Consider the following 23823-nt stretch of genomic DNA (forward strand, 5'->3'; position numbering starts at 1 on the left):
TTCAGACGTTCCTCGCATAATGTGTTTCGGCTTCCGCGGCCATCAGGATGCGGCGGTCGCGGCCAAGCCAGACGGTAACTGTGAGCGAGCGCCCCTCGGCGCCGGAAAAGGGCAGATCGACGACCTTCTCGACATCGAGGCCGGCCGCCTTCATCCAGTCGGACATCGCCTGATGGGAGAAACCGAGCCTGAGATGGGCGTGGTCGGCGCGCAGATATTCAAGATCATGCGGGGCGAAATCGATGACGACAAGACGTCCGCCCGGTCGCATCACCCGCGCGGCCTCGGCGATCGCGCGTTCCGGATGTTCGAGGAAATGCAGCACCTGGTGGATGATCACCAGATCGAAATCCTCGCTCTCGAGCGGCAGGTTCAGGATATCGCCGAGACGCACCGCCGCCTTCGTCACACCTTCGGCGTCCAGATTGGCGCGGGCGACGGCAAGCATGTCGCGGCTGGCGTCGATCCCGACGGCGCGGCGGTAAAGGTCCTTGAGGAGCAAAAGCATGCGGCCCGTGCCCGTTCCAAGATCGAGCACGCTTTCGACGCGTTTCTCGCCGATCAGCCTGACCAGACATTCCTCGATCTCCGCCTCGGAAATGTGCAAGCGCCGCATCTCGTCCCATTCACCGGCATGTTCGGCGAAATAGGCAAGCGCCTTTTCCGATCGCGCCTGCTTGACCGCGGCAAGGCGCGCGGCATCACGGGTAAGCGCAGAATCGCTTTCCGATGCGCTCTTCAGCAATTCGCGAACGAGACGCGCCGGAGCGCCCTCCTCCTTCAGGCGGAAATAGGCCCAGGCCCCTTCCTGGTAACGGTCGATCAGTCCGGCCTCGCCCAGAAGCTTCAGGTGACGGGAAATGCGCGGCTGGGACTGGCCGAGAATGTCCGTCAGGTCGGAGACCGTGAGGTCCCCGGACGCCAACAGCGCAATCAGCCTGAGCCGGGTCGGTTCGCCAACCGCCTTCAGGACATCGACCAGACTGTCGAGATCGAGCTTCGTCATTTCGCTCCGCCTTCATCAAGATATAAAGATATCTTTATATCAAATACGGACCAAATGCAAGTCTGAGGGTTGAATTATCACAATGCAAAAAAGGCCACCCAGAGGCGGCCTTTGAAACTCTCCCAATGCGAAGGGCGTTCCCGCCCATATTGCTCAGGCGGTATAGAGACCGCGCGCGCGGAAGATATCCCGCGCGGCTTCGGTCTCATCCGTCGTCGGCGTCGGCGTGTCGCGCAGCGTGTATTCCTTGCCCAGCGCATCCCATTTGGAGATGCCCATCTGGTGGAACGGCAGAACCTCGACGCGTTCGACGATATCGCCCAGCGTGGCGACATAATCGGCCATGCGGTTGACGTCGTCCGTATCGTCCGTCAGGCCCGGCACCAGCACATAGCGCATCCACATCTTCTGCTTCAGCCGCTTCAGCCGCTCGGCGAAATCGAGCGTCGGCTGCAGGTACTGCGCCGTGATGGCGTGATACTTCTCCGGGTCGATATGCTTGATGTCGAGCAGGACGAGATCGACATTTTCGAACCATTCGTCTTCCACACCGGTGTGGAGATAGCCCTGCGTATCAAGCGCGATATGCAGGCCCATTTCCTTCTTGATGTGGCTCATGACATTGCCGATGAAACCGGCCTGCATCATGGGCTCGCCGCCGGAAAAGGTGACGCCGCCGGCGAATTTCAGGAAGCCCGCATAGGGGCGGACTTCCTTGAGCATGTCGTCCACATCGACCCTGCGGCCATTGTGGAGCTTCCAGGTATCCGGGTTATGGCAGTAGAGACACCGGAACTGGCAACCGGCCATGAAGAATATGAAGCGCATTCCCGGACCGTCCACCGCCCCGCCGGTTTCGACCGAGTGGAGAAATCCGTGGTCGATGTCGATATGGACACCGGTTGGCTTCGTTGGTGCGGAAACGCGCTTGTGCATTCTTCTTCTCGTTTACATCGAGGTGTGGAAAGTCCGGTTGATGACGTCAAGCTGCTGTTCCTTCGTCAGCTTGATGAAGTTCACAGCATAACCCGAAACACGGATCGTCAGCTGCGGATACTTCTCCGGATGGTCCATGGCGTCAATCAGGGTCTCCTTGTTGAGGAGGTTGACATTGACGTGGAAACCGCCGGCCGCCGTGTAACCGTCGAGGCAATTCGACAGGTTCTTGATGCGGTCCTCGTCGGTATGGCCAAGGCTGCCGGGCGTTGCCGAAGCCGTCCAGCTGATCCCGTCGAGGGCAGCGTCATAGGGCAGTTTGGCAAGCGAAGCGCCTGCGGCCACAAAGCCCTTCTTGTCGCGACCGTTCATCGGGTTTGCACCCGGTGCGAAGGGTTCGCCAGCGCGGCGGCCATCCGGCGTATTACCGGTCTTCTTGCCGTAAACGACGTTCGACGTGATCGTCAGGATCGACTGCGTCGGCATCGAGTCACGGTAGAAGTAAGGCTGTGCCTTGACCTTGTTCATGAAGGTCTCGACGAGCCACGAGGCAATCGAGTCGACACGGTCGTCATTGTTGCCGAAGGCCGGGAAATCGCCGGTGATCTTGTAGTCAACGGCAAGGCCGGTTTCGTCGCGAATGACTTCGACCTTGGCATATTTGATTGCCGAAAGCGCGTCAGCCGCAATCGACAGACCGGCAATGCCGCAGGCCATGGTCCGAAGGATATCACGATCATGCAGGGCCATCTCAATGCGTTCATACGCATATTTGTCGTGCATGTAGTGAATGGCGTTCAGAGCCTTGACGTAGGTCTTTGCAAGCCAGTCCATGGCCTTGTCGAACTTTTCGACGACTTCGTCATATTCCAGAACGTCGCCGGTGATCGGTTCGAGACCTTCGGCAACCTTCTTGCCCTTCAGCTTCATTTCGTCAACGCCGCCATTGATCGCATAAAGCAGAGCCTTGGCGAGGTTGGCGCGCGCGCCGAAGAACTGCATCTGCTTGCCGATCCGCATCGACGAGACGCAGCAGGCAATGCCGTAGTCGTCGCCCCATTTCGGACGCATCAGCTCGTCGTTCTCGTACTGGATGGCGCAGGTGTCGGCCGAAACCTTGGCGCAGAAGTGCTTGAAGCCTTCCGGCAGGCTCGGGCTCCACAGAACCGTGAGGTTCGGCTCCGGCGCGGGTCCCAGATTGAACAGCGTGTTGAGGAAACGGAAGCTGTTCTTCGAAACCAGCGTACGGCCGTCTTCGCCCATGCCGCCGATCGCCTCGGTCACCCATACGGGGTCGCCCGAGAACAGTTCGTCATATTCCGGCGTGCGCAGGAAGCGAACGATGCGCAGCTTCATGATCATGTCGTCGATCATTTCCTGGGCATCGTCTTCCGAGATGTAACCGGCTTCGATATCACGCTCGATATAGATGTCGAGGAAGGTCGAAATGCGACCGATCGACATGGCAGCGCCGTTCTGCTCCTTCACGGCAGCCAGATAACCGAAATAAACGGCCTGGACAGCTTCGCGGGCGTTGCGGGCGGGCTTGGAAATGTCGACGCCATATTTGGCGGCCATTTCACGCAGCTCGTCGAGCGCACGGAACTGCTCCGACATTTCCTCGCGCAGACGCATATTGCTGTCGTTGAAGACAGCGTCGTCGAGCTCGTGGAATTCCTTCTGCTTTTCAGCGCGCAGGAAGTCCGTGCCGTAAAGGGCAACGCGGCGATAGTCGCCGATGATGCGGCCACGGCCGTAGGCGTCGGGAAGACCGGTGATCACGCCCGATTTGCGGCAGGCGAGAATGTCCGGGCTGTAGACGTCGAACACGCCCTGGTTATGGCTCTTGCGGTACTTCGTCCACACATCGTGAACGGTTTCGTCCACCTTGTAGCCATAGGTCTGCAGGCTGCCTTCAACCATGCGCAGGCCGCCATTCGGCATGATCGCGCGCTTCAGCGGCGCATCGGTCTGCAGGCCGACGATGATTTCGAGGTCCTTGTTGATATAGCCGGCATCATGCGCGGTAATCGACGAGGGCTTGTCTGCCGAAATGTCAAGAACGCCGCCCTTGTCGCGCTCCTGCTTCAAGAGGTCGCTCAGCTCGTCCCAGAGCTGCTTGGTGCGCTCGGTGGCCGGGGCGAGGAAGGACGCATCGCCCTCATAAGGCGTGTAGTTTTCCTGAATGAAGTTGCGAACGTCGATCGCGGTGCGCCATGCACCATCGCTGAACCCGCTCCACGGGTCGGCGTGTACGTTCGTGTGTTTGGCATACATATCCATGGTTTCAGCCCTCACCATAATAAGAGGAACATTTCAGGGTTCCAGCGCCGGGACCGAGGAGGATGTCCGGCAAAAGGCGCTGGGTTCGGCGAACGAATTATCCGGCAAAATGTCGGTCAGAATCTTTCCGACCAAAACGGCCATTCTTGGGCAGGCAGTTGCGGGACATTTCATTCCACCAATTCTAGCGATCTCCGATCGCTTCCGATGGCTGACTTTGGCGCCTGGCGCTGGTCTTGGGCATGAACCTGCGAAAGATCGCGTCGATTGTTGACGCCAACGGTCAACGCTCTTCGTTTTGACGACCTCTATATGGTACCAAAGGCGTATAAAGTCCACAAGAAATTGACATTTTTACTTATTTTTCAAGTACAAATGACGAATTACAATTCCGAACCGATAATATAAACATAATCAAGGCAGCCGGACATTGATATCAGTCAACTTAAGCCAAATCGGCAGCGAAAACCGGATTTTCCGGGTCGCGTCAAGCGTACCCATCTACTTACCGACAGCCTGAACGCGAATTCCACTCCGCCACAAGCAAAGGTTCGGGGCGAGGCGCTACGGGCAAGACGCTCGCAGCAACCCGCAATCGGCATCCTGCGCCCTTATCCCGGAGAATAAACCGATCTGTAGCCGAATCAAGTGCGCCTTCGTCAGCACTCGACCCGTGCCATGAAAACCGGACGACTCGCTCCGGTTTATGTGCCTTTATACTTACAAAGGATGCTGCACCAGAATGGAATCTGGAATTGCCGACCCTATGCCCTTTGCCGTGGTCGCAGGCGGCAGGATCAGTCCCATGCAGACAGGCTGCGAAACGACGCGCTGGAGCAGACTTTTTCCGGGATTTTGCCCGTCGATTGCGCCGGAACGGGACGCCAGGCGCCGCAGACCGCCGTTTGCGGGCAAACCCGTCTTGCTCCGACGCCTGTCCTCATGTCTAGTGGCCGGCACCGTGTGGCTGGCCGGCAAGGTCGAAGCGCGGATAAAACAAGAAAAGCAGGCGCCGGAAAACCCACATGACCGACACACCCAGCGAACCAAACCTTGAGAGCGCACAGGGCCCCGCGCCGGCCGCTTCCGACAGTGCCCCGCCCCCCTCGGACGCGCCGGGCGCAGCACCCGCGCCGCCGGAGGAAATCCGCTCGCAGGTCACCTGTTCGCGCGGCTTTGCCCAGTGGCTATCGCTGCACAACTGCTCTCTCGCCTTCACCTCATACCAGACCGGGCAGTTGTTCCTTGTCGGGGTGCTGCCCAACGGCGCGCTGTCTCTGCACCAGCGCAATTTCGTCCGCGCCATGGGGCTGATCGGCGACAGCCAGCGCCTGCTTCTGGCGGGTCTTGCCCAGATATGGCGGTTCGAGAACGTGCTCGGCCCGAACGAGCGCGCCAATGATGCCTTCGACAGGCTCTACGTTCCGCGCCGCGGCCAGACCGTCGCCGATGTCGACGTCCATGAACTCGGCATCGATGCGGCGGGACGCCTGCTGTTCGTCAACACAAAATATTCCTGCCTGGCGACCGACAGCGTCGTGCACTCCTTCAAGCCGGTCTGGCGGCCGCCCTTCATCTCCCGACTGGCGCCGGAGGACCGCTGCCACCTGAACGGCCTTGCCATGGAAAACGGCGTGCCGCGCTTCGTCACCTCGGTCTCCACCACCGATATTGTCGATGGCTGGCGCAACGAGCGCCGCGACGGGGGCGTCGTCGTCAATGTCGAGACCGACGAGATCGTCACCGAAGGCGTTTCGATGCCGCATTCGCCGCGCCTCTACAAGAACGCGCTCTGGTTCCTCGATTCCGGCAATGGCTACCTGACCCGCCTCGACCTTCAAAGCCGGACCCGCGAACGCGTCGCCTTCTGCCCGGGCTTCCTGCGCGGCCTCTCCTTCCACGACGGTCATGCCGTCGTCGGACTGTCGCTTGCCCGCCGCGAAGGCGTCTTTTCCGGCCTCAACCTTCAGGACGAACTGGAAAAACGCCGCGCCGAAGCCTGGTGCGGACTGCAGATCGTCAACACGGAAAACGGCGACATCGTCGAATGGCTGAGGATCGAAGGCGGCATCAAGGAGCTCTTCGACGTCAGCGTCCTGCCGGGCGTCACCTGCCCGATGGCGCTGCCGACCTTCGGACCCGAACTTGCAAGCTTCATCACCATCGAGGCCCCGGACCGGCCGCTGTCGGAACGCGGCTGGCACCCGGCGACATGAGGACACCCTATGCCGCAGCTCGAATTCTCGCCCTGCCTCGAATGGCTGTTCGCCGAACCCGGCGACGCCTTCCCGTCGCGCATCGAACGCGCGGCGACCGCCGGCTTTACGGCCTTCGAATTCTGGCTCTGGTCGAACAAGGACATCGAAGCCATCACCCGCACCGCCAAGGCCTGCGGCATGGCGGTTTCGGGCCTCGTCGCCGAACCTCTGATCGCGATCACCGATCCGGCCAACAGGGCCGAATGGCTCGAAGGCCTGAAGCGTTCTGCCGAGGTCGCCAGCCGGCTGGCCGCGCCGGTGCTGATTGCCCAGACCGGCAATGATCTGCCGCAGATTTCGAGGGAGGACCAGAAGGCCTCGCTGATCGAGACCTTTTCGGAAGCGGCGAACATCCTGATCGGCAGCGGCGTCCGGCTCGGGATCGAGCCGCTGAACACGACCGTCGATCATCCCGGCTACTTTCTCCACTCAACGTCGGAGGGTTTCGAGATCGTCGAGGCGGTCAACCGCGACGAGATCGGCCTTCTCTACGACCTCTATCACGCCGCCGTCATGGACGAGCCGATCGAGACGGTCCTCGCCGGCAACCTCGAAAAGGTGGTGCATATCCATGTGGCCGATCACCCCGGGCGCAACGAGCCGGGATCGGGCAGGATCGACCTTGTCGACCGCCTGAGAAAGCTGATCGAGGCCGGTTACAGGGGACGCATCGGGCTGGAATACCAGCCTCTCGTGTCGGGAAGCGATCCGGTCATCAGGGCGCGCGACAGGCTGTCGGAGGCTTTTGAAGAAGGGCATTAGCCGCAATAGAGCGTCATCGACAGCGTCACCACGGCGAAGAACAGCCGGGCGAAGCGGAAGGCCCGCAGGCGGGCAAGAAGCAGCTCAAAGACTGACATCGTGACAACACCCGCCGGAAAGCCTCAGGACGCGGTCAAACCGGCGCGCATGGTCGAGATTGTGGGTGACATGATCAGCCCGCAATCGGCATCGACGCTGTCCATCAGAAGCTTGAGAATATGGCGGCCCGTCTCTTCGTCGAGATTGCCGGTCGGCTCGTCGGAAAGAATGAGCTTCGGCTTGGTGACGAGCGCGCGGGAAAGGCGACGCGCTGTTTCTCGCCGCCCGAAAGCCGGCTGCAACGCAGGCCGGCGCGCGCGGAAAGCCCGAACTTGTCGAGCGCCTCCTTCGCGCGCCTCAGCACTGCCCTGTGGCCAACCCCCCGGTATCTCAGGGGCAAGGCCACATTGTCCGCCGCACTCACATGATCGATCAGGTTGAAGTCCTGGAACACGAAGCCGATCGCCTCGCGCCGGAGCCGCGTTCGCTCCGCATCGCCAATGGCGACCACCTCCCGACCCGATATCAGCACCCGTCCCTTGTTTTGGGGTCGAGAGTGTCCCCAGAATTTCAAGCAGGGAAGATTTTCCTGATCCCGAGGCCCCGATAATGCACAAACGCTTTCCCGGCCGCAGCGTGAGATCCACGGCCTTGAGGATTTCGATCGTCTGCGATGACGAGGTGACGCTTTTGCCGACACCGCCTACATCGACCAGCATATCAGACATCAGCAGATCTGCCCTTGAGAAGACCGGAGCGCGAAAGCGCGATCCGGGCCGGCAATTTCCTACCTCAATAATCGGGCGCGCAGCCAAATGAGACGTACATCTCGTTCGCCAGTTCGGCCGTCTGCTCATAGGCATCCCAGTGAGGCTCGGCGCCTGAGGCGCCGTACTTGTTCACGGCGCGCTTGTACGCGTTGTAATAGCTGCGGGCGGCGTCACAGGTGGAGGCAACCTGAACGTTGACCTTGCCGCCCTTCTTGGTGGTGCACGACATCGGGCACTGAAGGAACGAGGACTTCGCGCTGGCGTTGGTCGAAGGCGTATTGGCACCGGTGGTATAGGCGTCGTCCTCGGCATCGTAATCCAGCGCCTCGGTACAGGCCGCAAGAAGCACCAGCGGCGCCACGCACAACAGCATCTTCAGTTTCGACATCGTCTATCCACCGTCATTGTATGCGAAAGAGTCTTCGTCCGATTGCATTCCCCGCGCCCATCTCATGCGATTGGAACGAGGAGTAGTGACCGGGCCCGGATCAAGAGCCCCCATTGTTTTTGGGGGGAGGAACGCATTTTTTTGTTATTTGTCATGACGAAACCAGCGTCCTTTGCCGCAAAGCAGAACAGCTCGCGCTTGCGCGCGCGCATCGCCCGGACTATTGACGGGCATGACCTCGCCGAACCCAAGCGGACCGAATGCCTGATGGAGCTGATTGCCGATTTCGACCTGACGCGCGAAAACACGCTGGGCCTCAAGTCCGCCGCCCGGCTCGCCACCCGGATCACGCATGTGGACGCTCTGTCGGCCCTTCTCGATGAGGCAGACGTTCGCGGCATGCCGTTCAGGATCCTTGGCGGCGGCAGCAATGTGGTGCTGAGCGAAACCGTGGAGGCGCTGGTCGGCCTGATGCGGATCGAGGGGCGCCGGCTTTCGGGGCAGACCGAAACGCACAATCTGGTCACCGCAGGCGCCGGCGAGAACTGGCATGATTTCGTCGCCTGGACCGTCGAACAGGGCATACCAGGCCTGGAGAACCTCGCCGGCATACCCGGCACGGTCGGCGCCGCGCCCGTGCAGAATATCGGCGCCTATGGCGTCCAGCTTTCCGATGTCTTTCATGAGCTTTCCGCTTTCGACACGCAAACCCGCACGATCGCGACTTTCGATGCCGAGGCCTGCGGTTTCGCCTACCGGCAGAGCCGGTTCAAGGCCGAGCCGGGGCGGCATGTCATCTTGTCGGTCACGCTGGCACTGCCCCGCATCTGGACGCCGACCACTGCCTATGCCGGCCTCGAGCGTTTTTCCGTCGGCGACGATCCGGCAGACGTCATGGCGCGCGTGCTTTCACTCCGGGGATCAAAGCTTCCCGACTGGCGCAGGCTCGGCAATGCCGGCTCGTTCTTCCACAATCCGGTCGTCAGCGGCGAAGAGGCCGCGAAGCTGGCGGACGCTCCGCACTATCCCCAGCCCGACGGCAGCGTGAAACTCTCCGCCGGATGGCTGATCGAGCAATGCGGCCTGAAGGGCGAACGCCTCGGTCCTGTCGGCACTTTCGACGGGCACGCCCTTGTCCTCGTCAATCACGGCGGCGCAACAAGCCGCGATGTCGCCCGGTTTTCCGCGCTTGTCCGGGAGAGGGTGAAGGCCCGCTTTGGCGTCGATCTCGTTCAGGAACCGATCGAACTCTAGGCAATGCGCGCGCCCATCGTGAATTTTCGGCACTCATACGGCGCATCACTATTTGACGATATCCTATTGATAAATATGTCTTTTACCTAAATCGCTCTTCGACAGGCCGAGATTGATCCCATCCCAATAGGCGATCCGTAACCCGCGACGGGTCGTTAAAGCGACCAAAACGCCCTAGTATTGCAGGCAGGGTCAAGAAAGACGGCATGCGCCGGCACGAACCGGCCGCCTGAAAATGGAGGTCACGCAAAAGATGACCGATCGAGCAACAGAGACGGGCGTCGATCATCTGTCCGCTTATGAACGACTGAGGCGGCTCGACACGGCTCCGGCCGCCGAGCTGGATGCGCTGACCGAGGCTGCGGCGCTGGTCTGCGGCACGCCGATCTCGCTCATCACGCTGCTGAATGAGGATACGCAATGGTTCAAGGCCAATTACGGCCTTGAAGGCGTGAGCGAGACCGAACGCAGCATTTCCTTCTGCACCCACGCCCTTGAGGGCGAACAGCTGATGGAAATCGAAGACGCCACGCAGGATCGGCGCTTCGCCGAAAATCCGCTGGTCACCGATGGTCTCAGGATCCGCTTCTATGCTGGCGTTCCGCTTCAGCTTTCCGATGGCGAACGAGTCGGCACGCTTTGCGTCGTGGACCAGAAACCGAAGGCGCTCAGCCAACACCAGAAAGAGATATTGAGCCATCTCGCCCGAGCGGCGGCAAAGGCGCTGGAAGCCCGGCTGATCGCGCTTCACGAGCACGAACTGCTCGGCATCGAGGCGGAGGCGCGCTCGATTCTCGAAAACAGCCCGGATGCGATCCTGACCATGGACACCGCCGGCACGATCCGTCACTGGAACGAGGCGGCCGAACGCCTGTTCGGCTATAGCGCCAAAGAGGCGCTCGGCAGCCCGCTTTCGCTGATCGTCGCGCCTGAACATCTCGACGCGCAGACGGACCTTTCGGCCCGTCTGGCCGATGGTAACGCCACCCGCAACCTGAGGACCGAGCGACTTCATCGCAACGGCCGCCGGTTGCCCGTCTCGGTCTCCCTCGGTCCGGTGATTTCCGAAGACGGCGCCTTGACCGGCGCCACGGAGATCATCCGCGATATCAGCGAGGTGGTCATAGCACAGCGCGAACTCGAAGCTGCGGAAAAACGGATCGAACGGCTTTACCGCGCGACGCCGGCCATGCTGCACTCCACCGACCCGACCGGCACGCTTCTGAGCGTCAGCGACCGCTGGCTCGATGTCATGAAGTATAATCGCGAGGAGGTCATCGGCCGCAAGCTCTCCGATTTTCTGACGCCGGAATCGGCGCGGATATCGCGCACCGAGGTCCTGCCGGCGTTCCTTTTCGAAGGGCACTGCGAAAACGTCCGCTACCAGATGGTCACGCGCTCCGGCCAGGTACTCGACGTCCTGCTCTCCGCCATTCTCGAACGCGACAGTGCGGGCAACCCGCTGCGCATCATCTCCACGATCGAGGATGTGACGCAGCGTCGCAAGGCGGAGAATGCGCTGATCGAGGAGCGCAGGCGCCTGCAGCAGATCATCGAGGCGACGCGCTCCGGTACATGGGAATGGAACGTGCAAACCGGCGAACTGAGGCTCAATCATCTCTGGGCCGAGATCGTCGGCTATGAACAGGCCGAGCTCGAGCCGACCGACATGCGCACATGGCGGGACCGCGTCCACCCTGACGACCGGGCCGAACATGAAACTCAACTGGCCAGGCACCTCGGTGGCGAGGCCGAAAGCTATGACTGTGAGCTGCGGCTACGCCACAAAAACGGTGACTGGGTGTGGGTCGCTGCCCGTGGCCAGGTGCTGACATGGACCGACGATGGCAAGCCGGAATGGATGTTTGGCAGCCTGCAGGACATAACGCGCCAGAAAGAGGAAGAAGACGAACTCAGAAAAAGCCGGATATTTCTGGAGCGAACCGGTCAAATTGCAGGGATCGGAGGCTGGGAAGTCGACCTCGTGAACGAGAGAATCTACTGGTCGGCGGTAACCTGCCGGATTCACGGCGTACACCCGGAATACAGCCCGACAATGGAAGAGGCGATTGCGTTTTATGCGCCCGAGGCGCGCGCCGTCATTACATCTGCCGTCGAAGAGAGCATTGAGAACGGTACGCCATGGGATGTTGAACTGCCGCTCATCCGCGCCGACGGACATCGCATATGGGTTCGCGCCGCCGGTTCGGCAGAGTTCGATGACGAAGGCGCACCCGTCCGCCTGATCGGCGCATTCCAGGACATCTCGGCGCAGGTTGACCAGCGTGTCGAACTCGAAAAACTCAACGAACGCATGGCGATCGCCACCGAGAACGGGCGGATCGGGGTATGGGATGCCAATCTGGCGACCGGAAAGACCTATTATTCGGACATCTGGTGCGCGTTGATCGGCTATCGGCGGGACGAGATTTCCGATAGCGGCGAGGAATGGCTGAGCTTCATCCATCCCGACGATATGGAACGGGCGCGGACGGCCGATGTCGCCCATATTCGCGGCGATGCGCCCAATTTCGAGGAAGAGTTCCGCATGCGTCACAAGGACGGGCGCTGGATCTGGATTCTCGACCGCGGCCGCGTCGTCCAGCGCGCCGAGGACGGTTCGCCGATACGGATGATCGGGACCCATACCGACATCACCGCCCGCAAGCGCGCCGAGGAAGAGCGCCTGCTGATGAGCGAGCGCATGGCGATCGCCACCGACAGCGGCGGGATCGGCATATGGGAGATGGAAATCGACCGCCGGGTCGCCCACTGGGATCCGCTTATGTATCGGCTTTATGGCCTCGATGCTTCGGGCGGGGACGATATCGGGGATATCTGGAGGCGCGCCGTACACCCTGAAGACCGCGAGCGGGTGGAAAAGGCCGTTTACCGAACCATCGAAACCGGTGATCATCTCGACGAGGAATATCGCGTCATCCTACCCGATGGCGCGTATCGCCATCTCCACATCGCCGCCAATCTGGTGAGCGACAAGTCCGGTCGCCCGAACCGCATCATCGGCGCGGCCTGGGATGTGACCACACGGCGGCAGATGACGCTCGATCTCGCCGAACAGCACGAACTGATGCGGGTGACGCTCAATTCCATTGGCGACGCGGTGATCACCACGGACGCGGCGGGCAGGATAAGATGGCTCAATCCCGTGGCCGAACGCATGACCGGCTGGAGCGTCGACGAGGCGGCGGGGGAGCCCTCCGATCGGGTGTTCGCAATCGTCAACGAGGAGACGCGCGAAACCGCGCCGGACCCGATCGTCGCCTGTCTTGAGCATGGTCAGGTCGTGGGTCTGGCAGAAAACACGCTTCTCGTTGGCCGGCGCGGACTGGAATACAGCATCGAGGATTCGGCGGCGCCGATCCGCAGTTCCGAGGGCGAGGTTCTCGGTGCGGTGCTGGTGTTCCACGATGTCAGCGAGCAAAGGCGGCTCTCGCGCGAGATGACCTACCGCGCCAGCCACGACCCCCTGACCGGCCTGATCAACCGCGCCGAATTCGACCGGCGACTGCAGAGGGTCTTCGAGACGGCGCAGGAGATCGGCACGCCCAACGTCCTTCTCTATATCGATCTCGACCAGTTCAAGATCGTCAACGACACCTGCGGCCACACGGTCGGCGATACGCTGCTGAAAAAGGTCGCCGTGCTGATGCAGGACTGCCTGCGCAAACGCGACACCCTTGCCCGTCTCGGCGGCGATGAATTTGCCGTGCTGCTCGAACATTGCAGCCCTGAGGACGGACAGCGCATCGCCCAGACGATCTGCGACCGGATGGGCGCGTTCCGCTTCGTCCACGACGACAAGCATTTCAGGGTTGGCGCCAGTATCGGCCTCGTTCCCGTCGATAGCCGATCGACAAGCGTCCCGGCAGTTTTGCAGGCGGCCGACACCTCCTGCTATGTGGCCAAGGAAAGCGGCCGCAACCGGGTTCATGTGTGGGAAGAGAGCGACGAAGTACTCAGGCTCCGCTCAGGCGAAACGCGCTGGGCCGCCCGCATCGAACAGGCATTGCAGGAGGAAGCCTTCGTACTCTACGCCCAGTCGATCGCGCCAATGAGCGGTGAGCCCTCCGTTCGCCACATCGAGCTGCTGCTCCGTCTGGTCGATGACGACGGAGAGATCGTTCTTCCCGGCGCTTTCCTGCCGGCAGCCGAGCGTTTCAACCTCATCTCCCGTATCGATCGCTGGGTGCTCGACAAGGCGCTGGAGCAGATCGACGCGTCGGGCCTTGCCGGCGGTCGGGCGCGGCTGTGCGTCAACCTCTCCGGCCAGTCGCTCGGCGACCTTGCCTTTCACAAGGAGGCGCTCGACCTCCTCGACGCGGCCGGAGGTCCCATCTGCCACAGCCTGTGCATCGAGATCACCGAGACCGCCGTCGTCACCAATATGGAGGAAGCCGCCTCCTTCCTCGAGGATTTGCGCCGGCGCGGGATAGCGATAGCGCTCGACGATTTCGGCGCCGGCTCGTCCTCCTTCGGTTACCTCAAGCATTTCGCGCTCGACTATCTGAAGATCGACGGCCAGTTCATCCGCGAACTCTTGAGCGACCCGCTGAACGAGGTGACGATCAAGTGCTTCGTCGAGGTCGCGCGCGTACTGGGGCTCAAGACGATTGCAGAATATGTCGGCGACGAGCCGACCCGGACCAGACTGCGAGATTACGGCGTCGATTTCGCCCAGGGCTTCCATATCCACGAACCGGAACCGCTTGCCGATCTCCTGCAAAGACTGGATCTCTCGCTTGAGGACGCGTCCGGCTGAGATCCTGTCGGTCGTACAGCTGGACGCCTGTTCACACGGTCACCATTCCTTTTGCGGCAGGTCGATCCCATGTTCGGCGAGAAACTCGTCGATGTGCACGGTCTCACCCGTCTCGATCGAGCGATTGGCGGCAATGCCCGTCAGGATCGACCAGGCCCCGTCGATATGGGAAGACGAACGGCCGTAACGGTCTTCGCCGGCATCGGGATCGAAGAGATAGCCAAGCATGACCGGGTCGGCGCCGCCATGATCACCCTCGCCTTCCCAGACGTCGAGTTGCCGCGGCTGTTGGCCGGCCAGGTGCAGCGTGGTCGTCATCGATTCCGAACCGGCGGCCTTCTCCCGCTTGCCGCCGAAGACGCCGTGAACCTCTACATGGCGGTGCGAGAGCTCGCCCTTTGTGCCGTAGAACTTCACTTCCAGTCCTTCCCAGGGCGAATAGGCGCAGAGCGTGTAATTGAGGCTTGCGCCCGTGCCATAGACCGCCTGCACCTGCATCGTATCCTCGATGGTGATGTCGTCGTCGAAGACACAGCGGTCGCGCAGATAACCGTCCTCGTCCTCGGCATCGAGATAGAGCGCCTTCAGCGCCGGGTCGGCTTCAAGGTCCAGCCGGAAGTCGCAGCTTCCGGCGCTTTGACAGCTGTGACAGCGGGGACCGCGCGGATTGAGCCCCAGCGCATCGGCCGTTTCTGCCCGGTAGAAGGAGCGCGTGCCATGGGCGGAGACGGAAACCGGCGAGGAGCCGAGCCACCAGTTGACGAGATCGAAATGATGCGTCGACTTGTGCACAAGCAGGCCGCCGGACTGATCCTTGTAGCGATGCCAGCGGCGGAAATAATCGGCGCCGTGGACGCGGTCGAGATACCAGCGGAAGCTGACGGCGGTGACGTCCCCGATCGCGCCGGACATCAGGATGTCCTTCAGCTGCGTGCGGGCCGGCGTGTAGCGGTAGTTGAAGGTGACCGTCACCTTGCGGCCGGTTTCCTTCTGCGCGTCGAGGATCGCCTTCAGCTTCTCTAGGTCGATCGTCATCGGCTTCTCGGTCATGACGTCGCTGCCGGCCCGCATCGCCTCAACGATATAGTCGTGGTGCAGATAGTCGGGAACGGTGACGATCACCGTATCCGGCTTCTGCTCGCTCAGCATCTGCGGAAAATCTTCCGCCCGATAGGTGGCGACGCCGTTGCCGGAGGCCGGTACGGCGTTTGCCGAAAGCGCAAGCCGCTTTTCATTGATGTCGCAAAGCCCGACAAGCGCGTTGCGATCGGCATAGGTTTCGGCAACGGCGCCGCGAAACATCTTGTGCCGCGACCCGGTTCCGACGATGGCGTATTTCATGATCCTGCCCTTCTGACCGGCCGGCAAACTGCCGCCGGCCCTGGCGCATCGGCCCGAAAATCGCAATCGACTTTCGCAAAGCACGATGCGCAGATTCAATAGCTGGAGCGTCCTTTGTACGTCCGAATGAACGCACGGCGCTCCAGTGCTCCCGCCGCAGACGCATTGCCATACGCTGCGACCTCCCAAACGCTTTCAGCACGCATACCCCTCCAGATCACACCGCTTACCGGCGCCGGGTTGTGTTTCTCGGCCGGGCCGGAACACCGGCGGATCAGGGAGAATCGAGAGGCGACAATGCTGGAAAATGAATTCTGCCAGACTAGCAGATCAGAATCAATCGTGCCCGATCAGCCTTTGGTGGTGCGGCGCGTTCCGGGCATCCGGGTCGTCAGTTCACGCAGTCCGAAACTCAGCGGAGAAAAGTATGGAACAATCGCGGCCCCGTCTGGTTGGCCCAAGTGCAGCCGCCATGCCGAGCCGGGGCTTTGCCGCCATCGGGCGACCGGAAGGCACGTCTTCGGTTCTTCGGCGTGAGGCCGGCCGGTCACGACGAAACTCGCAACTGGAGCGAAAAATCATGAAACGACTGCTCTTCGCTATCGCACTGGGCGCACTGGGCGCATGCTCGGCGACCGAGCAGGGTGCAACAGTTGGCGGACTGTCCGGCGCTGCCGTCGGCACCGCCGTCACGGGCGATGTCGGCGGCGCGACACTTGGCGGTGCCGTGGGTGCTGCCGCCGGCGCACTGATCGGCCGCGCAAACGAGCCGGGCCGTTGCTACTATCGCGATGCCAATGGCGAACGCTATGTGGCCGCCTGCCCGAAGTGACCTGTATGCAGAAAGGCCGGTTTCATTGCCGGCCTTTCTTTTGGCTGACTACAGCAGTCTGAGCCGCCTCAGTGAGGCGACTTCTTCTTTCGCACTTGGCGAATGGTGTTCGGCTACTCATCGAAATCCGGCGGCACGTGGCTATCGACGCCGATCAGAACCACCTCGTTCTCGACATCACGCACGCCCTTGACCGAGAGCACCAGGGTTTCGAGCTTCAGCCGCTCCGGCTCGGTCTCCACCTCGCCGCTCAGCATCGCCACGCCGTCGCGCACCGTCACGGTGACGAGATCAGCGTTGAAGCGCTCGTCTTCATCGATCAGCCGGGTGATGGCATCCGACAGGCCGTCATCGTCAACCGTCGTATCTTCCGGCTCAGGCGCCAGACGCTGGGCGGTGTGGACGGCGGTATCCTCGGAGACCTGGGCGCCCGGCGTTTCGCGCCGGTCGAGATTGGCGGGATTGGCGCCATAGGGCGCATTGCGCGCGCCCGGCCTGTTTTCCTCGTCCGAATACGGCCAGCCGTCATCGAGATTGCGATCCTCGTAGTCGCGATAGTCCTCCTCGCGCGGCGTTTCATGCGGCTTCGTCTTTGAACCAGCCATGGCGTTTCTCCTTTCAGATGTCTGTGCGGAAGAAACGGCTGGGAACGGGAAATGTTCTCCCTTTTGAGCGAAGTCAGCCGAATGGGTCTGCCAGGCGTCCCGGAACAAGTTCGGCCCGGAGGTTTTAGACATAAGCACGTTCATTCAAAGCGCGCGGATTTTCACCGCGTCAAATGCCAAAGGAGATGAAACATGCCCGTATGGCTTCATCTGCTCGCCATCATTTCCCTCCTCGCCGGCCTCGGGTGTGCGATCATCATCGCAATCGATGTCTCCAGGAACCCGCAGCATATGTGGATCATGAATGTGGTCTGGCCCCTTGTCGCGCTGTTCGGCTCGGTTGCGGCGCTGTGGGCCTATTTCCGCTATGGCCGGCTTGCCACCCGCGCGGCCCATCACCACGCCATGGAAAACGACGAGACGCCGCCAAACATGGCCGAGACGCCGTTTGCCGTCATGGTCGGCAAGGGCGCTGTCCATTGCGGCTCGGGCTGCGCGCTCGGCGACCTTGTGGCGGAATGGCTTGCCTTCCTGGTTCCCTCTGTCGCCGTCTGGTTCGGCTGGCAGACGATCTTTGCCGAGAAGATGTTCGCCGTGTGGATCCTCGACTTCATCTTCGCCTTTTCCTTCGGCGTCATCTCCCAGTATTTCACGATCAAGCCGATGCGCGACCTGACGCCCGCCCAGGGCCTCGTTCAGGCGGTCAAGGCCGACTTCCTGTCGCTGACCTCCTGGCAGGTGGGCATGTATGGCTTCATGGCCTTTGCCCAGTTCTACCTGTTCCGCCATCTCCTCGGGGTCAAGCTTGAGGTGCCCACGGTCGAATTCTGGTTCATGATGCAGATCGCCATGTGGGCCGGTTTCGCGACGGCCTATCCGGTCAACTGGTGGCTCGTTTCAAGAGGCATCAAGGAGAAGATGTAAGGTTCAGCAGCCGCCGATGGTCGAGCGCACGATCGTGTTGAGCGCCTGATCGGTCGCCTGGTCGACGACGCCTGTCGGCGCAAAGCCATATTGCATCTGGAAGGCGACCACTGCTTCCCTCGTCTTTTCGTCAAAGACCGGGTCCGGATAGGCGAGGAACAGGCCCAACCGGTTGAGCGAGGCTTCCAGCGCCGTCACCCTCGGCAGCATGTCGCCGATCTCAAGTTCGGCGAAGATCGCCTCCGGCTCGGCAATGCAGGCCTCGTCGTCAACGGGCGTCAGCACGAAATTGCCGCGCAATTCGCCACCGTCGGCATCCATGACATTGGCCAGCGCGCTGTCGATCAGCTCATTGTCCTCGAGACGCAGACGCTCGCTTTCCAGATTGAGAACGCCGCCATCGGCGAGCGTCAGATAGGCATTGCCGCCGTCGCAATCGATGCTGCAGTGGATCTTGTCGCCGCCGGAACAGCCGGCAATCGTGCCGAACCGCTCGTTCGGCACATCCCAATAGCTGAGGCTGAGCGTCATCAGATAGGGGGCGCTGTCTTCGTTGTCCGACGGATCAAGCCTGAGCATCAGATTGCGGACGTCGTTCTCGCCCCGCTCGAAGGAAAGCGCATAACAGGTGCCGCTGATCGTCTCGGCCGTATCCTGTTGCGCGAAAACGGATGACACCGACAAGAGAACAGACAAAAAAACAGAGGCTTGTGCGGATTTTTTAATTCTCATCGCCAGTTCCCCATCAGCATGAAAGGCGCCCAGAAGATCGGGTGATCGAAATCATAGGTGATCGGCGACCCCGGATCGGCGGGAAGGCCGAGGCGGCCAGCGGTCTGGAAGACGACGCTTTCCCTGTTAAGCACATCGCGATCGCCGATCCGGCGCTGGATGAATTCACGCTGGGCTGTTGCCAGCGCCTCGGCCTTGGAGAGACCGCCGAATTCGCGCAGTTCATAGAAGCGCTGCATGATCAGCGGCGTCGAGATATCGAGCACCGGCCAGAGGGTCGCCAGCGTTGCCTTGGCGCCGCGCTCGCCGGTGATCTTGGCGAGGCTTTCGATCTCGCGTCCGTCCGAGCCCGGATTGGCCCGGCCCGTCTCGCAGGCCGACCAGGTCAGAAGGTCGACATTGGAGAAATCGAAATCGCCGGACGTTCCCTTGATCTCGCTCACCGGCAGATGCTCGCCCGTGCCCAGCAGAAGGTAGGAATCATCCTCGCTGGTGCCGAGCACGAAATGCGAGGCGACATGCACCGTCCCCGCCCCGACCGACGAAGACCCGCCGATCGTCAGCGCCTCGGCAAGGGCTGACCGGTCGAAGGCCTCGTCGAGCGCGAGAGCGCCATCCATGAAGCCGTAGCGCTCGTCGCCGCTCAAAAGCCCGCCAAACTCAAGCGCCACGCCCGGAAGCTCGGAGAAATCGCCGACCGCGCGGGTCAGCCCCAGCCCGGCAAAGGGCGTTTCGGCCACGGCAACGCCGGTGATCTCGCTCTCGCTGCTGGTGAGGCTGGCGATATCATAGCGCTCCACCAGATATTCGGCGCCATCATAAAGCGCCTGATAGGGCATATAGCGAAGCCGCCTGTCCTGGGAGAGCAGCAGAAGATCGGGATCAATCCGGGCAAGATCGTCCTCCACCGGCCCGATCAGAAGGTCATAGAGCGTCTCGCTCTCGGCGCGCGGATCGCTGAAGAAATCGTTGAACTTGAGATGCAGATCGGCGAGCACCGCATTGAGCGCGGCCTCCGAGAACGGCTCGCCGTTCCAGGTGTCGATCGTGTAGCTCAGCTGTTCATCGCGCGATGTCAGGAGGATGTTGAGTCGGTCCGGCATCACCAGATAATGCAGCGCCACCGCATTGGTTTCCAGACCGGACAGGATGGTCGCCTGGACGGATTGTTCGGCAAGCGGCGTCTCGCTGGCGGGCTCGCTCTCCTCAAGATCGGCAAGCGCCGCAAAGATCGTCTCCAGCCCGGCTTCATAGGCGGCATCGGCTTCGGCAAGCTGGCCGTTCAGGACGTTGAGCCGCTCCTGCTCCGCCCCCGTCAGGGTGCCCGCCTCCTGGCGTGACAGCAGGGCGTCGCGCTCGCGCACATCGGCAATGCTCGGCGGCTGAAGCGCGGCAATGGCCGCCTGAAGCGCCGTCTCGGCCTCCGTCAGCGGCAAGGTCGCGAAGGCATCGCCGGCAAAGTCCAGATCACGATCGGTGAACTGGAAGGCCTCGAAATCCTTCAGCAGGCCGAGGACGAATTCGGCATCGCTCAGTCGGTCCTGCTGGATGAAGAGGTCGGCGAGCCAGCGATAATTGTCGGCGATCAGGTCGCGGAAGCAGCCGCGCAGGTTCTCCGGCAGGGTCGCGAGGTCCGCCCGCACGCCCTGCAGCCGGTTGATCGCCTGCTTGGCAAGCAGCACGGCAAGCGAATCCGAACCAAGGGCAAAGGCGCGCTCGCTGGCATTGGAGAGATGGCAGACGCGGGTGAGTTCGGCCGACAGCGGCCCCTCGGAGAGTTCGCGCAACCGATCGAGCCGGAGTTCGGCGGAAAGCGCCGTCAGCTCCATCGCCAGCGCCTGGCCGTTATCACCGACCGCCTGCAGCGCATCGCCATAACGCCTGGCGGAATTGACGAGGCCGAGACTTGTGCCGCCGCGCGCGCGCACCGCCGCAAAGGTCTCGGCAGCCGACTGAAGGTTCGGCAGCGGCGGCTCCGCTTCCGGATCGGCGGCGCGGATCAGGCGGAGAAAATCGGCCGCCGCCTTGTCGCCGTTGAACGCCATCAGGCCGAGGAAGCCGACAAGCCCGTCGGGCAGCGATTGCAGGTCGCCGGGCGCCCGGTTTTCCACCAGCCTGCGGATCGTGGCGTTGCGGATATTGTTGCCCTCGCGATCGTCGGCAGGGCCGGTCAACGCGCCGAGCTCATACTCCTTCGCCCGCTCCGCCCGCTCGGCAGCACCGCGAAAATCGCCATAGGCCGCGAGCACGTCGACAAGCTCGATGGAATCGAGCGCCATCAGCCGGTCAAAGCCCACGGCAACGAGATCGGCGCCATAGCGTCCGGCGGCAAACTGCTTGGCGACCGTTTCGCAACTCTGCCAGTCATCGTCGCAGACGCGCGCCAGCGTCGCCTCCGCCACATCGACGGGCGCTGCGCCATCGCCGTCGGCGCGCGCCATGCGCATATCATAGGCAACAGCACCGGCGACCGCATCCCGCCTGATGCTTTCGCGCTCGAAACCCTCAGGCGCCCCCTCATAGCGCTGCTTGAACACCCGAAGGAAGTCCTCGGCCTTGTATTCGGAGATTTCCGGGAAGGCATCGAGAAGCCGCGCCAGCTTGAAGAGCGCTTCAGCGTCTCCCTTCTCGGCCGCCTTGGCCAACCATTTCGCGCCCTCCATCGGATCGAGCACCGCGCCGCATTCCGCGCAGAGATTGGTCTCGGCAAGCCGCGCGGCAAAGGCGGCGGACTGATCGGCGGCGGTCGCGATCATCATCGTTCCCGCAGGCGACAGGAGCGCCGGGCTGCCGTCCATCATCCGGTTGGCAAGAAAATCGGCAATCCAGGAATGGGAGAAGGCCCAGTCGGCATCCGGTCCGTAGTCCTCTGCTTTGCGGCCGGCGAGATCGACAAGCGCCTGATACCAGGAAAGCGCGGCGGCAATCGCTTCAGGCGTGGCGCCATCAGCCTGCCTTGCGAGCTGCGCCATGGCAAAGCCTTCGCCAGCGGCAGCCGCCTCTTCGTAAAGCCGACGGGCGCGATCGGTATCCGTCTCGCCGCCCTGGCCATATTCAAGCATCAGCGCCAGATGGGCCTTGGCATAGGGCGCGCCCTTCAAGGCAGCATCTTCCAGCAGGCGGCGCGCGGCGGCGGCGGATTTGCCGTGGATGGTCGCGCCCTGGAGCATCCGCTCGGCGATGAGATACTCGAAGGCCGGACCGGAGACGACCGTCAGGGCTTCAAAGGCTTCGGGATGCGCGAGAACGACATTGGCGACGCGGCTCGTCTCCGCGCGATCGGAGACGGTCAGCACCAGCCCGTAATCCGACGTCGTGAACATGCCGAGCGGCATGGCAAAAACCTGTTCCTCGCGCATCTGGCTCTGCCGCTGCGCCGCCTCGACCGTGAAGGCAACGCCGGCATCCGCCGTCTCCATCGCGGCAAAATAGGCCGGAGCGCCCCATGCCGGGCCGCCCTCTCCCATCAGTTCGGCTACGGCCCTGGCGCGCTGGTCGCCGCCCGGCGCAAAGGCCGCCTTCTCGGAAAGAAGCATGAGCGCCGTTTCCTCTTCCAGCGCGGTCCACGCGTTGCGCGCCGCCATCCTGTCAAAGGCCGGGCCGAGGGTCTCCCGGACCCATGGCCGGTCAAGCGGCGGAAGCTCGTGCGGCGGATAGAGGAAGTCGAGAAGCCGGAGGCCTTCTTCATGCGCGGCGAGAACGTTTTCCGCCGTCACGCAAGCCCTGCCCGTGACCGGCATATCGGCGATCGCCGCGACATCGGAAACCGTGGGGGTGAATTCTCCGGCGCGCGGGTCAAGGCCGAGCCCCTCGCGCAGGCGGTTCCAGGCTGCCCGGCTCGCCGGGCCGAAAGCCCCGTCCAGCGCGCCGTCATAGCAGCCATGACGCTGCATCAGCGATTGCGCCAGGCGGAGATAGTCGTGGAACAGCGCATTGAAGTCACGCTGGGTGAAGCGCAGATCGCTGAGGCCGACATAGCCGTAAGCGAGGTTCTGGGTCGTCATGCCGACGACCAACGGACAAAAGCGATTGCCGTAGCGATCGACATCCTCCGCCATCGCCTGAACCGCGCCCGGCAGGGCCTCGGCGACACGCTGCAGATTGGCGTCGGAAAGATCGAGGCTGTAGCCCTCGTTCTCCCAGAGCCCGGCCTGATGAGCGATGTCATCCACCGTCATTGCCGACCAGGCGGAAAATGCGGTCACCATGAACTCGTTGCGCTCATTGGCGTTCATCTCGGCAAACAGGTCTTCGGAAACGCAGGAGAGACCCGAAAGCGCCTGGACCGCGCGGCCATAGGCGTTGTTGCCAAGTGCGGCATGGCCCGGAGGCGGCGCAAAACCGTTATTGCTGCGGATGCTGGCGATCACGTCCGGCGCATGGGCCTCATAGGCGTCGCGCGTGTCATCGGCGTAGCGAAAGTGCAGCGCGGAGAAACAGTCGCAATCATCAATCAGGATATAGAAGGAGCTCACCGTCTCGCCAGTGTCGGAATTGCGTATTGTGACGCTGCATTCACTCTCTGACACAAGACGTTGATTGGCCTCGTCAAAACCGTATTTCCTCCAGTTCGAGATGCGCTCGTCGACGAGCGCCGTGCAATCATCATAATGGTCCTGGATCAGGCGCAGATTGCCTTCGACCGGCCCGAGGGCGAAACGCCGGTCGACGCCGTCCGCGTCGAATGCCCCGCCGTCCGGCAGCGCGACATTGATGTCGTAGGGCACGCCGTTGCGGTAGATTTCGAGGGCAGATGCCGGGACAGATGCAAGAAGGGGCGCGAGCGCCAGCAAGGCCACGATGACGGCGGCAAGGCCTTGCCCCAATCTCGATTGCGATCCCCGACTGTTCATACCATCCCCGCCTTCCGTCTCATCTGACAATTGTCAGGCCCCACTTTGCCACCGGCCTCC

The 23823-nt window shown here is 62.1% G+C and carries 14 protein-coding genes and 1 pseudogene; 6 read left to right on the plus strand and 9 right to left on the minus strand.

Features of this window, described 5'->3' with window-relative positions:
* Position 1 precedes the first annotated feature (1 nt).
* The 3 genes from FF124_RS15100 to pflB all read right to left on the minus strand — a co-directional run bounded on the left by FF124_RS15100 (position 2) and on the right by pflB (position 4225).
* Positions 2-1006 (minus strand): ArsR/SmtB family transcription factor, encoded by a 1005-nt coding sequence (locus tag FF124_RS15100; RefSeq protein WP_138749321.1) that lies wholly within the window; start codon positions 1004-1006, stop codon positions 2-4.
* A gap of 153 nt (positions 1007-1159) precedes the next feature.
* Positions 1160-1942, minus strand: a complete 783-nt coding sequence (pflA, locus tag FF124_RS15105) for a pyruvate formate-lyase-activating protein (protein WP_138749322.1) — start codon at positions 1940-1942, stop codon at positions 1160-1162.
* Between the two features lie 12 nt (positions 1943-1954).
* On the minus strand, positions 1955-4225 hold the full coding sequence (pflB, locus tag FF124_RS15110) for a formate C-acetyltransferase (RefSeq protein WP_138749323.1): 2271 nt from the start codon (positions 4223-4225) through the stop codon (positions 1955-1957).
* A gap of 1025 nt (positions 4226-5250) precedes the next feature.
* On the opposite strand from pflB, the gene FF124_RS15115 reads away from it, so the two are divergent.
* Positions 5251-6441: a TIGR03032 family protein gene (locus FF124_RS15115; RefSeq protein ID WP_138749324.1), complete on the plus strand. Its 1191-nt coding sequence runs from the start codon at positions 5251-5253 to the stop codon at positions 6439-6441.
* Positions 6442-6450: 9 nt separating this feature from the next.
* Complete coding sequence (locus tag FF124_RS15120; RefSeq protein WP_138749325.1) at positions 6451-7245, plus strand: TIM barrel protein; 795 nt, start codon at positions 6451-6453, stop codon at positions 7243-7245.
* A gap of 202 nt (positions 7246-7447) precedes the next feature.
* Here FF124_RS15120 and FF124_RS20830 read toward each other — a convergent pair.
* Positions 7448-8147 (minus strand): annotated as a pseudogene (locus tag FF124_RS20830) (ABC transporter ATP-binding protein).
* Positions 8077-8442 (minus strand): hypothetical protein, encoded by a 366-nt coding sequence (locus FF124_RS15130; protein ID WP_138749327.1) that lies wholly within the window; start codon positions 8440-8442, stop codon positions 8077-8079. Before FF124_RS15130 ends, FF124_RS20830 begins: the two are co-directional and overlap by 71 nt.
* Positions 8443-8595: 153 nt before the next feature.
* Here FF124_RS15130 and murB point away from each other — a divergent pair, with 153 nt between their 5' ends.
* Together murB and FF124_RS15140 are read left to right on the plus strand one after the other, a co-directional pair.
* A complete protein-coding gene (gene murB, locus FF124_RS15135; RefSeq protein ID WP_210237480.1) occupies positions 8596-9696 on the plus strand; it encodes a UDP-N-acetylmuramate dehydrogenase in 1101 nt (366 codons plus the stop codon).
* Between the two features lie 253 nt (positions 9697-9949).
* Positions 9950-14476 carry a PAS domain-containing protein gene (locus tag FF124_RS15140; RefSeq protein WP_187326963.1) on the plus strand — a complete coding sequence of 1509 codons (4527 nt, stop codon included), beginning with the start codon at positions 9950-9952 and terminating at the stop codon, positions 14474-14476.
* Between the two features lie 39 nt (positions 14477-14515).
* Here the strand turns inward: FF124_RS15140 and FF124_RS15145 are convergent, their stop codons facing one another.
* The gene (locus tag FF124_RS15145; protein ID WP_138749329.1) at positions 14516-15817 is read right to left on the minus strand and encodes a Gfo/Idh/MocA family protein; all 1302 of its coding nucleotides are present in this window, start codon (positions 15815-15817) and stop codon (positions 14516-14518) included.
* Positions 15818-16397: 580 nt separating this feature from the next.
* Here FF124_RS15145 and FF124_RS15150 point away from each other — a divergent pair.
* The gene (locus tag FF124_RS15150; protein ID WP_138749330.1) at positions 16398-16649 is read left to right on the plus strand and encodes a glycine zipper domain-containing protein; all 252 of its coding nucleotides are present in this window, start codon (positions 16398-16400) and stop codon (positions 16647-16649) included.
* Positions 16650-16762: 113 nt separating this feature from the next.
* On the opposite strand, the gene FF124_RS15155 is transcribed toward FF124_RS15150, so the two are convergent.
* Positions 16763-17254, minus strand: coding sequence for a BON domain-containing protein (locus FF124_RS15155; protein ID WP_187326964.1), 492 nt, complete (start codon positions 17252-17254; stop codon positions 16763-16765).
* 192 nt (positions 17255-17446) lie between these two features.
* Here FF124_RS15155 and FF124_RS15160 point away from each other — a divergent pair, with 192 nt between their 5' ends.
* Positions 17447-18178 (plus strand): DUF4396 domain-containing protein, encoded by a 732-nt coding sequence (locus FF124_RS15160; protein WP_138749332.1) that lies wholly within the window; start codon positions 17447-17449, stop codon positions 18176-18178.
* Positions 18179-18181: 3 nt separating this feature from the next.
* Here FF124_RS15160 and FF124_RS15165 read toward each other — a convergent pair whose 3' ends face one another.
* A complete protein-coding gene (locus FF124_RS15165; protein WP_187326965.1) occupies positions 18182-18856 on the minus strand; it encodes a peptidoglycan-binding domain-containing protein in 675 nt (224 codons plus the stop codon).
* 50 nt (positions 18857-18906) lie between these two features.
* Positions 18907-23763, minus strand: coding sequence for a CHAT domain-containing protein (locus tag FF124_RS15170; RefSeq protein ID WP_138749334.1), 4857 nt, complete (start codon positions 23761-23763; stop codon positions 18907-18909).
* Positions 23764-23823: the final 60 nt, after the last annotated feature.

This window comes from Martelella lutilitoris (assembly GCF_005924265.1).
GTDB lineage: Bacteria > Pseudomonadota > Alphaproteobacteria > Rhizobiales > Rhizobiaceae > Martelella > Martelella lutilitoris.